At 66.1% G+C, this 14469-nt stretch carries 7 protein-coding genes; 4 read left to right on the top strand and 3 right to left on the bottom strand.

Annotation, left to right across the window (positions count from 1 at the left end; genetic code table 11):
• Positions 1-108: 108 nt before the first annotated feature.
• Positions 109-3165: a TonB-dependent receptor gene (locus IFT54_RS08795; RefSeq protein ID WP_037530953.1), complete on the bottom strand. Its 3057-nt coding sequence runs from the start codon at positions 3163-3165 to the stop codon at positions 109-111.
• A gap of 203 nt (positions 3166-3368) precedes the next feature.
• Here IFT54_RS08795 and IFT54_RS08790 point away from each other — a divergent pair, with 203 nt between their 5' ends.
• Together IFT54_RS08790 and IFT54_RS20890 are read left to right on the top strand one after the other, a co-directional pair.
• Positions 3369-5666 (top strand): beta-glucosidase family protein, encoded by a 2298-nt coding sequence (locus tag IFT54_RS08790; protein WP_244648744.1) that lies wholly within the window; start codon positions 3369-3371, stop codon positions 5664-5666.
• Positions 5667-5749: 83 nt separating this feature from the next.
• Positions 5750-6973, top strand: a complete 1224-nt coding sequence (locus IFT54_RS20890) for an MFS transporter (RefSeq protein ID WP_192070345.1) — start codon at positions 5750-5752, stop codon at positions 6971-6973.
• 12 nt (positions 6974-6985) lie between these two features.
• Here the strand turns inward: IFT54_RS20890 and IFT54_RS08780 are convergent, their stop codons facing one another.
• Together IFT54_RS08780 and bamA are read right to left on the bottom strand one after the other, a co-directional pair.
• Positions 6986-7822 carry a glycoside hydrolase family 16 protein gene (locus IFT54_RS08780; protein ID WP_192070344.1) on the bottom strand — a complete coding sequence of 279 codons (837 nt, stop codon included), beginning with the start codon at positions 7820-7822 and terminating at the stop codon, positions 6986-6988.
• A gap of 206 nt (positions 7823-8028) precedes the next feature.
• Positions 8029-10632, bottom strand: a complete 2604-nt coding sequence (gene bamA / locus IFT54_RS08775; RefSeq protein WP_192070343.1) for an outer membrane protein assembly factor BamA — start codon at positions 10630-10632, stop codon at positions 8029-8031.
• A 225-nt stretch (positions 10633-10857) separates the two neighbouring features.
• On the opposite strand from bamA, the gene IFT54_RS08770 reads away from it, so the two are divergent.
• On the top strand, positions 10858-11184 hold the full coding sequence (locus IFT54_RS08770; RefSeq protein ID WP_244648742.1) for a hypothetical protein: 327 nt from the start codon (positions 10858-10860) through the stop codon (positions 11182-11184).
• A gap of 440 nt (positions 11185-11624) precedes the next feature.
• On the top strand, positions 11625-14396 hold the full coding sequence (locus tag IFT54_RS08765; protein WP_244648740.1) for a TonB-dependent receptor: 2772 nt from the start codon (positions 11625-11627) through the stop codon (positions 14394-14396).
• Positions 14397-14469 lie beyond the last annotated feature (73 nt).

Raw genomic sequence — 14469 nt, 5'->3', positions numbered from 1 at the left:
CAGCCCGTCAGTTTGCATGTCCGACACTGTCATTCTGTGCCGCCCCGGCGCCGAAAAGACCACCCCCCGCGGGGGAGTGGTCGTTCCATATGCCGGCGGCGCCGCGGATCAGAAGTTGAACCGCAGGCCGGCTGCGTAGCGGGCATAGCCCGGTTGCGCGAAGGTGGCGAAATTGTCCGAGCGACGGTGACCGCGACGGCCCTGGCCGGTGAGGTTGATGACCTCGCCGAACACGGCCAGCCCCGTGGTGACCTGATAGCTCGCGCTGGCATCGACCTGCCCATAGGATTCGACATAGAGCGGGTCGAAGGCGCCGCCGGCATAGAATTCGCCGCGCCAATTATAGGCGACACGCGCCTGGATGCCGTTCTTGTCGTAATAGGCGACCGCGTTGGCGCTGTCGCTGAGCCCGGTCAGCGCGAACTGGCCGATGTTCGGATCGAGCGTGTTGTCATATTTCGCGTCGCCGTTGACGATCGTGTAGTTCAGGATGACGCCCAGCCCGGTGTTCCAGAGCCTGTGCTGCAGCGCGAATTCCCACCCGTCGATATTGGCGGTCTGGTCGCTGTTGAACGGCTGGCTCAGCTGAAAATTGAACAGGTCGTCCTCGGGCAGACCGAAGATGTTGCCGTTCAGCAGACCGGAATCGCTGGTGCCCGTGACCTGCGACGAGGCGGGGAAGTTGCGCAGGATGTAGTCGCGAACCTGGAGATTGTCCGTCGTTCCAAGTGCTGCGACCGCCTGACGATAGCGGGGCCCCGAGCCCGGGTTGCGCAGGTTGAACGCGGACGTGTTGACCTGCGTCGTGCCGATGAAGTTCTTCACGTCCTTGTTGAAATAGCCGACCGAGATGTAGCTTTCGGCACCGTAATACCATTCCGCCGACAGATCGATGTTCTTCGACTTGAAGGGGACGAGGTTCGGATTGCCCTGGCTGCCGGTGCCGCCGCCGATGCGCGGGTTGGAATCGATGTTCAGGCCACCCTGCAGGCTGCCGTAATCGGCGCGCGTGATCGTGTGGCTGTACGACGCGCGCAGCTTGACGTTGCGGAGGGGTTCGATGTCGAAATCGACCGCGGGCAACCAGTTGTGATAGCGGCCCTTCAGCGAGGTGAACGAATTGGCGCCGTAGGTGAGCGCGAATTCGTTCGCGCCCGTCCAGCGGGTGCCGTTCGGGATCGGCACCAGCGCCGACGAGTTCACCTGCGTCTCGTCATAGCGGACGCCGCCGATGAGGTGCGCCGGCATCGAGAACATGTCGAACTTGCCGTTGAACTGAATATAGGGCGAGATCGTGCGTTCGCGGATGCGGCGATCGTTGGTGTAATTGGCAAGGCAGGTGCCTTCCGCCGCGACGCCCGTCTGCGGTGCGCTGCAGATCGCATATTGCGAGCGCAGCAGTTCGGCCATCTGCTCGAAATTGAACGTGTAGATCGACGGCGGCAGCGCGGGATCGTTCGACCCGGCGACACCCTTGAACTTGTCGGGCAGGCTGGTGAGGTTGAAGAAATCGTCGGGCACGGCCGCCGCGCCGAACGACGCACCGCGCGGGTCGACACCGCCCCAGGTCTCGTTCTGGATGAAGCCGTAAGCCGAGCGCACCTTGTTATCGACATAGGAAAAGCCCCAGTCGATGCTGCTCAGGAAATCGCCGTCATGGTCGTAATGACCCTTCAGCTGGAGCTGGTTGATCTCGTTCTTGAAATAGGCGTTGCGGAACGCGTTGCCGGTGGGCGTGATCAGCGACGCGTTCAGCGGGTCGATCCCGGGATACATCTGGTACGAGATGACCGGCAGGTCCTTCTCGAAATTGATCGTCTGCGACTGGACGCCGAAGATCGCGCCACCGATCGACGTGCTGCTGCCGTAATCGTTGGTCGGCTTCGACACCGCAGTCGAATGATGCGCGTCGAGCGACATCGTGACGTTGCCGGGCGCTTCCCAGGTCAGGTTGCCGCCGAGCGACTTGTTCTCGGACTTGTTCGCGGTCAGCGAGCTGCTGTACGACAGATCCTTGCCGGGCGCGAAATTCTCCGAATAGAAGACGGGTCCGGCCGCGGGGCCATCGGTCCAGGCGCTGCGCGTGTCGCCGAAGTTGAACCAGATGCCGACGCTGCTGTTGCGGACTTCGACCTTGTTGCTCGAATAGGTGAAGTCGAGCGTGGCGGTCAGCGTGTCGGTCGGCTTGGCCTGCAGCACGAGCTGGCCGTTGATGCGCTCGCGATCGATGTCGACGACATCGTAATTGGCGCTTTGCGGGATTTCATAGACGTCGGTCGGGCCGGGACGGTTGGTGATGTTAGCACCGCCGGGCGTGCCGGGCTGGGCGAGCGTGCCCCAGTTGTTCTCCGCGCCGAGAAAGCCGTCGCGGAAGCCGACGCCCGCCGAATTGTTGCTCGCCTTGCGCCGCTGATACGCGCCGCTGAGCAGGACGCCGATGCGGTCGTCGGCAAAGGTGGTGGACAGGATGCCCGACACTTCGGGGGTGATCGGATCCTTGCCGTTGCGCGAGCTGTCGAGCACGCCCTTGACGGCGACGCTGCCGCGCGTGCCGGGCTTGTCGATCGGACGCGGGGTGCGGATGTTGATCGACGAGCCGATACCACCCGAGGGGACCGCGGCGCGACCGGTCTTGTAGACCTCGACCGCGGCGACGCCTTCGGAGGCGAGGTTGGCGAAGTCGAACGAGCGCGAGGCGGGCGCGCTGGCCCCGTCGCCGAGCGTCGAGGTCGGCATCTGGCGACCGTTGAGCGTGACGAGGTTGTACTCAGGACCGAAGCCGCGGACCGTGACGGTCGAGCCTTCGCCGTTCGAGCGGTCGATCGACACGCCGGTGATGCGCTGGAGCGATTCCGCGAGGTTGGTGTCGGGGAACTTGCCGATATCCTCGGACGAGATCGCGTCGACCACGCCCTGGCCGTTGCGCTTGATGTCGATCGCCTCGCGCAACGACGCGCGGATGCCGGTCACGACGATGTCGTCGGTGACCGCGTTCGGATCGGCGGGCGTGGCGGGTGCGGCCTGCGGATCGATGTCGGACGGGCCGGGATTGCCGACCGTGGCTGCGGCATCCTGCGCCAGAGCGACGCCGGGGATGGCGGCGAGCGCCAGTGCCGATGTGCCGATGACAAGACGCGAAAGCGAGCGAGCCGTGAAGCCACGCATGGTAATCCTCCCTGTAGCCGACGCTATGAGTGCGCCTTCCGTGTGAACGTTCACTTTCCCTTTTTGCGATTCTTGTCAAGGATTTGGGCTGCTGGTTGTGAACGTTCACTAAATATGCTGTGAATAGTGACAATGGTGCCACAGCTCGGCCGGACGCGTGTCGCAGTCCGCAGGGGGAGGCGGAAAACCGGAAGGGAATGAGGATGTCGACGGGGTATCGGGCGCTGATGCTGGGCGTGTCGCTGATGGGGATCGCCGCCATGGTCGAGGCGCGCGAGACGCCTGCGAAGGTGGCTCCGCCCGAGGCGCCAGCGGCGGTGGCGCAGGACGCCGGACCCGATACGCGACGGCGTGCCGAGGCGATCGTCGCGCGGATGACGATCGACGAGAAGATCAAGCTGGCACACGGCCTGTTCCCGCCGATGGCGGCAGGCAAGACGACGGACACGCTGATCCCGTCGGCGGGTCATATCGACGGCATCGCGCGGCTGGGCGTGCCGCTGGTCCGCGAGAGCGACGCGTCGCTCGGCGTCGCCAACCAGGTCGAACAGCGCAAGGGTGACGTGGCGACCGCGCTGCCGTCCGGACTTGCCACCGCGGCGAGCTTCGACCCCGAAATCGCACGCGCAGGCGGCGCGATGATCGGCGCGGAGGCGCGGGCGAAGCGGTTCAACGTGCTGCTGGCAGGGGGCGTCAACCTGACGCGTGATCCGTGGAACGGGCGCAACTTCGAATATCTCGGCGAGGATCCGCTGCTGGCTGGCTCGATGGCGGGCGCGCATATTGCCGGCGTCCAGTCGAACCAAATCGTTTCGACCGTCAAGCACCTCGCGCTCAACGCGCAGGAGACCGGTCGCATGGTCGTCGACGCGCGGATCGGCGAGGCCGATCTGCGGATGAGCGACCTGCTCGCGTTCCAGATCGCGATCGAGCGCGGGAAGCCGGGCTCGGTCATGTGCGCGTACAACAAGGTCAATGGCGACTGGGCGTGCGAGAACAAGCATCTGATGACCGACGTGCTCAAGCGCGACTGGGGCTATCGCGGCTGGGTGATGAGCGACTGGGGGGCGGTGCATTCGACCGCGAAAGCGGCCAATGCGGGGCTCGACCAGCAGTCTGGACAGGAACTCGACAAGGCGATCTACTTTGGCGCGCCGCTCAAGGCCGCGGTGGCCGACGGCAGCGTATCGCAGGCGAGGCTCGACGACATGATCGTGCGCTATCTGACCGGCCTGATCGAAACCGGCGCCTATGACACGCCGATGCCCGCCGCAGAGGCGCCGATCCCCTATGCCCGCCATGCCACCGTGGCGCAGGAGGCGGCGGAAGCGGGGATCGTGCTGCTCAAGAACGACCGCGAGATGCTGCCGATCGCGCGTACCGCCAAACGCATCGTGCTGATCGGCGGGCGAGCGGACGTCGGCGTGCTGTCGGGCGGGGGATCGAGCCAGGTCCGCTCGGTCGGGGGCGCGCCGATCGAGATCCCGCTGACCTCGGGCGCGGCGATGTCGTTCGCGCGCTATACCTATCATGCCTCGTCGCCGCTCAGGGCGATCACCGCGGCGATGCCGGGCGCGGTGGTGACCTTTGTCGACGGCAAGGACACGGATGCGGCGGCGCGCGCCGCCCGCGATGCGGACATGGCGATCGTCTTTGCGACGCAGTGGACGACCGAGGCGCAGGACGTGCCGACGCTGTCGCTGCCCGACAATCAGGACGCGCTGATCGCGGCGGTGGCGAAGGCGCAGCCGCGGACGGTGGCGGTGCTCGAAACCGGCGGGCCGGTGCTGATGCCCTGGATTGATGCGGTGCCGGCGGTGCTTCAGGCCTGGTATCCGGGACAGCGCGGCGGCGAGGCGATCGCCAATATCCTGACCGGCCGGGTGTCGCCGTCGGGCCGGCTGCCGATCACCTTCCCCGCCGCCGCGTCCCAGGCGCCACGCCCGGCACCGGTCGGTCTCGACCGGCTGACGTCGGTCGAGGCGCAGGCGGCCGCCAATCCGGCGAACGCCGCCGCGATCCAGCTCGAAAGCTTTCCGGTCGACTATGTCGAGGGCGCGGACGTCGGCTATCGCTGGTACGAGAAGCAGCGCCAGCGGCCGCTGTTCGCCTTCGGTCACGGGCTGAGCTTCACCAGCTTCGCCTATCGCAACCCGGTGGTGACCGGCGGCCGGCGGCTCAGCGTGACGTTCGACGTCGTCAATACCGGGCGCCGTGCGGGCGCGGACGTCCCGCAGATCTATGTCGCGCAGGCGGCAGCGGACGGGGCGGGGACGGCGACGCCGATGCGGCTTGCGGGGTTCACGCGGCTGACGCTCAAACCGGGCGAGTCGCGGCGTGTGACGCTGACCGCGGAGCCGCGGGTCGTCGCGCAATATGACACCGCGCTGCCGGGGTGGCGGATTGCCGGGGGCCGCTACCGCGTCGCGCTGGCGCATGATGCCGCGGACCGGTCGCAGCTGCTGACGACGACGCTCGAGCCGATGACGATGAAACCCTGACGGGGGCGTAGACCAGCCGCGGCGGCGGCGGGGGTGGTTCGGGAGTTGCTCGACGGCGGCGAGCGGGTCACAAGGGCGCCATCGTGCCGCGTTCCGTTTTCTCTCCCCCGCATCGTCGGTTACCGTCGCCCACGCCGCGACCGGCAGCTTTCCTCCTCGTCTGCGCGCTCGCTTATGCGGGGGCGGTCGTCGGCTATCTGCCGCTGCTGACGCTGCTGCTGCCGATCAAGGTCGAGCAGGTGGCGGGCGACGGTCGGCTCGATCTGCTGACGGTGACGGTGATCGCGGGGGCGATCGCGGCGAGCCTCGCGAATATCGGCTTTGGCTGGCTGGGCGACCGGTTGGTGAGCCGGGGCGGAGGCCGCCGCGGGATCATGGCGGGGGGCGTCGTCGCGACGATGGCGTCCTATGCGGGGCTCGCCGCCGCGACCACGCTTGCGTTGCTGGTGGCGGGGATCATCCTGTTCCAGGTCGCGCTGAACGCGGTGATCGCGCCGCTGATGGCGATCATCGCCGAAGAGGTGCCCGATGGCCGCAAGGGGGTTGCAGGCGGGCTGCTGGCGATGGCCAATCCGGTCGCGGCGACGCTGTCCGCCGCGCTGGTCGGGGCGAGCCGGTTCGGCGAGCCGGCGCGGTTCGCGGTGATCGCGGTCACCGTCGCTGTGTGCACGCTCCCGCTCGTGATCATACGCGGGACTCGGCAGGCGGGGGCGCCGCCGCCGGTGTTGCGGTCGATGCTGCGGCGCGATCTGCTGCTCGCCTGGACCGCGCGGCTGCTCGTGCAGATCGCGGGCAGCGCGCTGTTCGTCTATCTTCTCTATTATTTCGAAACCGTCGCGCCGTCGGTGCCGGAGTCGGTTCTCGCCGCGCGTATGGGGACGGTGATGATCGTCGCCTATAGCGTGCCGCTGCCAATCGCGGTGCTCGTCGGCCGGCTTGCCGACCGGACCGGGCGGACCAAGCCGTTCCTGTTCGCAGCGGCGCTGGTCGCGGCGGCGGGGCTGATCGCGATGATGGCGGCGCGCGACTTCACCAGCGGCGCGGCGGCGTTCTGCGTCTATACGGGCGGGACCTCCGTCTTCCTGGCGCTGCACGCGGGCTTTGCGATGCAGCTGTTGCCGAGCGCGCGGCACCGCGGGCGCGACCTCGGGCTGCTCAACCTCGCCAACACCCTGCCCGGGCTGCTCGGGCCGGTGATCACCTGGGCGCTGGCGACGCCGCGCGATTTCGATTCGGTACTGGTCGTGCTCGCGGTGCTGACGCTGGGCGGGGGGATGATCCTGCTCGCCGCGCGGGGGCGGCGCTGAGGCTGATGGCGATCAGCGGCGCGACCGGTTCGGGGCACGGCGCCAGTAGCGGACATAGTCGACCGCCATGCGCTGCGGGAAGGCGGTGTCGTCGATCCCCTTCTGCCCGCCCCAGTCGCCGCCGACCGCGAGGTTGAGGATCAGGTCATAGGGCCGGGTGAACGGCCAGGCCGCCTTGCCGCCGGGCTGGTCATTGGCGACGCGCATGACCGCGCGGCCGTCGACGCCGATCGTGATGACATCGGCGCGCCAGTCGAGCTGATAGCGATGATAGCGGGTGCAGGCGGTCGGCACGCGCTTCTGCGCGCCGCGCTGCGTGCCCTTGGTGTGGTTGAACGCGCCGCTGTGCACCGTCGCATGGACGACGTTCGGGTCCCATCCGACCAGCTCGACGATGTCGATCTCGCCCTCGTCGGGCCAGCGGCCGCCGCTTGGCAGCAGCCAGACCGCGGGCCAGCTGCCGCGACCGCAGGGCAGCATCGCGCGGACTTCGTAGAAGCCATAGCCGCGTGGCTCCCTCGAAACGAGCTTCGCCGAGGTGTAGCTCTGGCCGCCCCAGTCGGGGAAGCGCGCCTTGGACAGCGTCTCGCGACGCGCCTCGATGATCAGCGAGCCCTTTTCGATCCGTGCATTCCGGGGCCGGTCGCGGGCATAATATTGACGCTCGTGATTGGCCCAGCCCTCGGCATTGCGCGAGGTGTCGAACCGCCATTTGCGGCGATCGATCGTCCGCCCGTTGAATTCGTCGGCAAAGGCGGGCGTCGTCCTGGGCGTCGGCATCGGTGCGTCGAGCCCGTAATTGGTCGCGCCGAGCGTCGCGGCCTGCGCGGCCAGCAGCAGCAGGATCATCGCGTCACCGCCGTCGGGGGCTTCGCAGCTTTGCGCTTCGGGGCGGGGTCAGGACACATGCGCGACGCTCTCCATTACGCCCCGGATCGTCGCCGCGATGTGCGGACGCGAGCCGGTGGCGTGACGGGTCTAGGGCAGCCCCGCAGCAAGCTCAACCGGGCGGTTTCGCCACGCGCAGGGCGTTTCGCAGCGGGACGCCGTGCGCATCAGAACTGGCCGCCGATATTGAAGGTGATCAGCTTGCTGTCGTCGCCATCGGCCTTGAGCAGTGCCTTGGCGAGATCGATCCGCAGCGGGCCGAACGGGGAGGCCCAGTTGACGCCTATGCCGACCGACAGCCGCGGGCTGGCGCTATTGCCCGTATAGGTCTCGCGATAGGCGCCGAGCGAATAGCTGTAGGGCGTGCCGGTGTTGGTCGTGGTGCTTGCGCCGGCGGAATCGAGGTAGAGAAGGTTGCCGGCGCTGTCGGTATATTGACGGGTTGCGGCGACGCACGCGATCGAGGTCGCGTTCGCTTCGGCGCAACTGTCGGTCAGCGCCGGCGTCCTGCCGCCGAACACCGCGCCGACGTCCATGTAGACTGAGGGGCGCAGGCCGAGTTCGCGCGCGCGCGAGCCCAGCGGGAGCTCGACCTCGAGGCGGGCCTGGTAATAGGCGGTGCCGCCCAGCGCGGTCTGCGTGTTCGAACTGCTGTCGGTCGAGATCGTCGCGGGGATCGTGCTGGTGTCGTAATAGGTCCGCGTCACGCGCGGCCCAACGCCGCGGATATCGAAGCCGCGCATCTGCGGGTCGCCCAGATAGAAGCGGTCGGTCAGTCGCACCTGTTGCCCGAGCCCCCTGATATAGCCGCCCTCGGCATGCGCGGTGAGGATAAAGCGCGAGCCGAGATCGACATATTTCGAATAGTTGGCGGTGCTGCGGAGATAGCGTGTGTCGCCGCCGAGGCCGGCGAAATCCTGGCTGACGCTGAACTTGCTGCCCTTGGACGGGCGGGTGCGGCTGTTCGTGCTGTCGAACACCAGCGAATAGCCGATCGACGAGGTCCAGCGATTGCCGACCGCGTCGCACAGATACTGGCCGGCAACCGCGGGATCGCACGCGCCGTTGGTGTAATAGGTGTCTGCATCGAGCGTGACCTGATCATAGGACAGGCCGTAGCGTGCGGTGGCCGACCAATATTCGGTCAACGGCACCGCCGCGCGGATCTGGAATCCGGTCGAGATCTGTTCATAGGTCGTGCTGTCGGTGTCGCCGGTGGTGCTGTACGAGCTGTAATCCCGCCGGAATATGTCGCCGCCCAGCGCGATGTTGGTGTCGAACAGATAGGGTTCGGTGAAGCCGAGATTGACCGATTTCGAATAGCTCGAATAGCTGACCCCAGCCCGTAGCTCCTGTCCCATGCCGCGGAAGTTGCGCTGGGTGATCGTGGCGGACGCGATGAAATTCTCCAGACTGGAATAGCCGGCGGAGAGCTGAAGCTCGCCGCTCGATTTTTCCTCGAGGTTGGTCTCGAGGATGACGCGATCGGGCGCGGAGCCGGGCTTCTGCTTGATCTCCGTCTTGTCCTGAAAATAGCCGAGCGAATTGATCCGGTCCTCCGAGCGTTTGACCTGGAAGCTGTTGAACGCGTCGCCCTCCGCCAGGCGGATCTCGCGCCGCACGACCTTGTCCTTGGTCTGTGTGTTGCCGTTGATCTCGACCCGCTCGACATAGGTGCGCTTGGCTTCGGCGATGTTGAGGTTGATCCCCATCGTCAGCGTGTCGGCGTCCTTCTGGAACTCCGGATTGACCTCGGTGAAGGCGTAGCCGAACAGGCCGGCGGTCTGGCTCAGGCTGTCGACCGCGTCCTCCACCTGCTTGGCGTTGTACCAGGCGCCTTTCTTGAGCGGCAGCGTCGCGGCGAGCTTGCTGCTGTCGAAGTCGCGGATCTGGCTGTCGACGGTGACGTCACCGAATGTGTAGCGTTTGCCCTCCTCGACCACATAGGTGATGATGAAGTCCTTCTTGTCCGGGGTGAGTTCGGCCACCGCGGACGTCACGCGGAAATCGGCATAGCCCTGCGTCAGGTAGAATTGCCGCAGCTTCTGCTGGTCGTAGCTCAGCCGATCCTGGTCGTAGCTGGTTGCGGACGACAGCATGCGGCTGAGCCGTGCCTGTTTGGTCGCCATCTGCCCGCGAAGCTGCGCGTCCGAAAACACGCTGTTGCCGAGGATGTTGATCTGGCGGACCTTCGATTTCGGGCCCTCGCTGATTTCGAAGACGATGTCGACGCGGTTCTGGTCGAGGCTGACCATCTTCGGATCGACCATCGCCGCGAAGCGGCCCTGCCGGCGATAGAGCTCGACGATCCGCGCGACATCCTGCCGCACCGCGCTGCGCGTGAAGATCTGCCGCGGTGCGAGCCTGATTTCCTTGGTGATCTTGTCGCTCTTGAGCGCCTTGTTGCCCTCGACGACGATGCGGTTGATGATCGGGTTCTCGCGGATGCGGACCACGATATTGCCGTCCTTGACCCCGGCGATCGAATAATCGGCGAACTGGTCGCTGGCCTGTAGGTCCTTGAGCGCCTGATCGAGCGTCTCCGCCGTATAGGGGATGCCGGCGCGCAATTTAGTATAGCTCAGCACCGTCTCGGGCTCGATCCGCTGCGCGCCCTCGACGCGCAAGGTGCGGATCGTCCGGACGGCGGGATCGGCCGGTGACGTCGGGGCGGGGGGCCTCGCATGCTGGACGGGCGCTGTGACCGCCGTGCCGCCGAGCGTGCCGGCCAAGGCCAGGGCCATCGTACTGGCGCCAAATTCGAACATCATGGGGAGGTCTCCGGGTGAGACCGGGCGCCTGGGCGGGCGATGTTTCCGGCGGATGGCGCGCGCCGGCCGGATTGCAACACTGGGTTACCAACGACCGCGACCGCGCAGTCGCCGGGCCCGGCTGACACATAGAGCAAGTGGCGGGAAATGTTCGGGACATGGCCGCTGGCTAGAGCGCCGTGCGGGCCAATCGGCTCGCCCGTTCATCCTGCGAGGACCATCGCCATGCGTGTCGCCATCAAATCCGTCCCGTCATCCGCGCCGATCAGCGCGCCGGCGTTGCCGCCGCTCGTCGACAATCCGTTCGCGCCCGAAGTCTTCGCCACGGGGCTCGCCGGCCTCGCCAATCTGTCGGGGGTGATCGTGCTGACGCTGGAGAGCGCGCGGTGCGATCACACGCGCGACGCGCCATCGGTCGAGCGGGTCGTCGTCGGGCGGGTCGCGCTGACCAACGGCGCCGCGCAGGATTTGGTCGCGGCGCTGAACCAGTTCCTCGAGCAGCAGGGGCTGAGCCCGAGCAAGGCGATGGCCGCCGGGTCGACGTTCCAATGAGCCGTGCGACCGTGCCGCCCCCAGCCGGTATCCGCGGGTCGTCGGCCACCGGCTTTACTGTGGCGATCGAAGCGCTGCGGTTTGGCGTTCGAGTACAGAGCCGAGCCGTGGATCAGCGCGTGCGGAGCGTGACCGTCGTGTTCCGCCGACCGGCGGCGTGATGCATGCCTGATGTCCGCGCTGCGATCAAAGACACGATACAGTCTTGCTTGCGACATGGTTTGTCACAAACCGTGGCTGCGTAACAACAGGTGGAACGCATGACGGTTCGATGACGACTTAGCCGTTGTCGACCCCGTCAAATCCCTGCAGCTTTGCCGGACGGACCATATCCGTCATCGCAAAAAATGCCTCGCAACCCAAAGTGTTGCGGCTCAGGGAGTATCACCATGCGTCTGGACTTTCGCAAACGCCTTCTGGCGTCCACGCTTCTGCTTGGCTTGAGTGCACCGGCCGTCGCGCAGACCGTCGACCCGGCAACGCAGGCGGTGCCCGACGACGCCGCGCCGGCCGATGGCGAGACGATCGTCGTCACCGGATCGCGGCTGGGCGGGCTCCAGTTGCAGCAGGCGTCACCGATCGCCGTGGTCAGTGCGCAGGACTTCGCATTGTCGGGCCAGCCCAATGTCGAGAATGTCCTGAAGGACCTGCCGCAGCTGGTGCCGAGCACGACGGGTGCGTCGAACAATCCCGGGGGCGGGGTGGCGACCGCGGATCTGCGCGGGCTGGGTTCGACGCGAACGCTCGTCCTCGTCGATAATCGTCGCTACGTCGCCTATGACTCGAACCAGGTCGTCGATCTGAACACCATCCCCGCCGGGCTGATCGAACGCGTCGACATCGTCAGCGGTGGCCGGTCCGCGGTCTATGGCTCCGACGCGATCTCGGGCGTGATCAACTTCGTCATGAAGAAGGATTTCAGCGGCGCGGAAATTAATGCGAATTACCGCATCAACGAAGCGGGTGATGGCGGCACGTTCAACGGCAATTTGCTGCTCGGGGGCAATTTCGAGGACGGGCGCGGCAATGCGACGGTCTATTTCGATTATACCAAGCGCAACGGAATCCTGCAGTCGGCGCGCGACTATTCGCGACAGGCGCAGGTCGACGATGGCGAGGGTGGCCTGATCGCGGGCGGGTCGGGCTCGATCGAGGGCACGCGGTTCGCGATCGGCGGGGTGAACCGCAAGTTCGAGCGCGACGGGGGCTTTTCCGCCTATAGCGCTGCGACCGATGCCTATAATTATGCGCCGTCCAACTATCTGCAGGTCCCGCAGGAGCGGTTCCTGATGAGCGCGCAGACGCATTACGACGTCAGCGATGCACTGACCGTCTATGCCGAGGGCCAGTTCATTAACAACCGCGTGAAGAACCAGCTCGCGCCGACGCCGTTCACCGGGTCGGTGTCGCTCGACGCCGATTCCTCGTTCCTCTCCGCAGGCTCGCGCGCGCTGCTCCAGGGGCTCGATACGGATGGCGACGGCTTTGTCACCTCGACCATCTACCGGCGGCTGAGCGAGGTCGGCAATCGCGTGTCGAGCCTCGACAACACCGCCTATCGCACGGTGCTGGGCGCGAAGGGCGATATCGGCGGCGGCTGGAACTACGACGCCTATTACAGCTATTCGCGGACCAAATCGATCGAGAGCCAGACCGGCAACGTCTCGCGCAGCCGCGTGCTCCAGGCGCTGCGGACGACCTATGACACCGGCGGCAATCTGGTGTGTTCGGATACGAGCAATGGCTGCGTCCCGCTGAACATCTTCGGGGCGGGCAACATCAGCGACGCGGCCGCCGCGTTCATCACCATTCCGGTGCAGAATTCGAGCACGATCAGCGAGCAGGTCGCCAGCGCGTCGATCTCGAACCGCGAGCTGTTCGATCTGGGGGCGGGCCCGGTCGGGATCGTGTTCGGGACCGAATATCGCCGCGAACAGGGCAGCTACAATCCCGATTTCTCGCTGTCGTCGGGCGACGTGGTCGGCTTCAACGCGGGCGAAGGCCTGGGCGGCGGGTACAACGTCAAGGAAGTCTATACCGAGGTCGCGGTGCCGCTGCTCGCGGATCTGCCCTTCGTGAAGAAGCTCGAGGTCAACGGCGCCTATCGCTATTCCTATTATTCGACCGCGGCGAAATCGGTGAACACCTATTCGGGTGGTGCGGTCTGGTCGCTGATCGACGACATCGCACTGCGTGGCCAATATTCGAGGGCGGTGCGTGCGCCGACCGTGTCGGACCTGTTCAGCGGCGCGTCGCAGGACTTTCCCGCCGCGACCGATCCGTGCACGACCGCGGTGGCGCTGACGAACACCAATCTGAATGCGAGCTGCCTGTCGAACGGCGTCGCGGCGTCGGTGATCGGCACCGCCTATGACGGCGGCAGCACGCAGATCCAGACGGTGAACGGCGGCAACCCCGCGCTGCGCGAGGAGACGTCGGACACCTACACCGCGGGCATCGTGCTCCAGCCGCGCTTCCTGCCCGGCTTCTCGTTCACCGCGGATTACTACAAGATCAAGATCGCGAACTATATCTCGACGGTCGGCACGACCAACCTGATCCGCGCCTGTTACGGCGATGCGGACAATGGCTACACGCCCTATGACACGAGCTATTGCGGGTCGTTGCCGCGCGACGCGAACAGCTTTGCGATCACCGATGCGGCCAACACGCTGGCCAATACGGGGGGCGTGACAACGCGCGGGGTCGATTTCGAGGCGCGCTACGGCCTGCCGCTCGGCTTCGGGGCGTTCGGCAGCGACACCAGCCGGCTCGACCTGCGCTTCAGCGGTACGCGGCTGATCGCGTTCGACTATAACCCGCTGGCGGCGATCCCCGACCTGACGATCGACTGTGCGGGCAAGTTTGGCCAGACCTGCGGCAATCCCTATGCGAAATGGCGGCTGTCGACGCGGGCGACCTATTCGACCGGACCGATGACGGTATCGGTGCTGTATCGCCATCTGTCGGCGGTGAAGGACGACGACAGCGCGACGACCTATGCGGTCGAGCGGATCAAGGCCTATGACTATTTCGACCTGACCGCGGCGTTCCGGATCAAGGACGGCTTCACCTGGTCGGTCGGGGTCAACAACCTGTTCGACAAACAGCCGCCGATCCTGGGCGACAACCAGCAACAGGCGAACACCTATCCGTCGACCTACGACCCCTATGGACGTGCCTTCTTCGTCAGCACGAACGTGAAGTTTTAGGAGAAACGACCGGTACAACTGCGAAACACCCCGCCATCGATCGTGATGGCGGGGCTTTTCGTGTCTGGACGTC

The sequence above is a fragment of the Sphingomonas sp. CFBP 13714 genome (assembly GCF_014842205.1).
Lineage (GTDB): Bacteria > Pseudomonadota > Alphaproteobacteria > Sphingomonadales > Sphingomonadaceae > Sphingomonas > Sphingomonas aerolata.
This window is presented reverse-complemented; position numbering and strand designations above follow the sequence as displayed.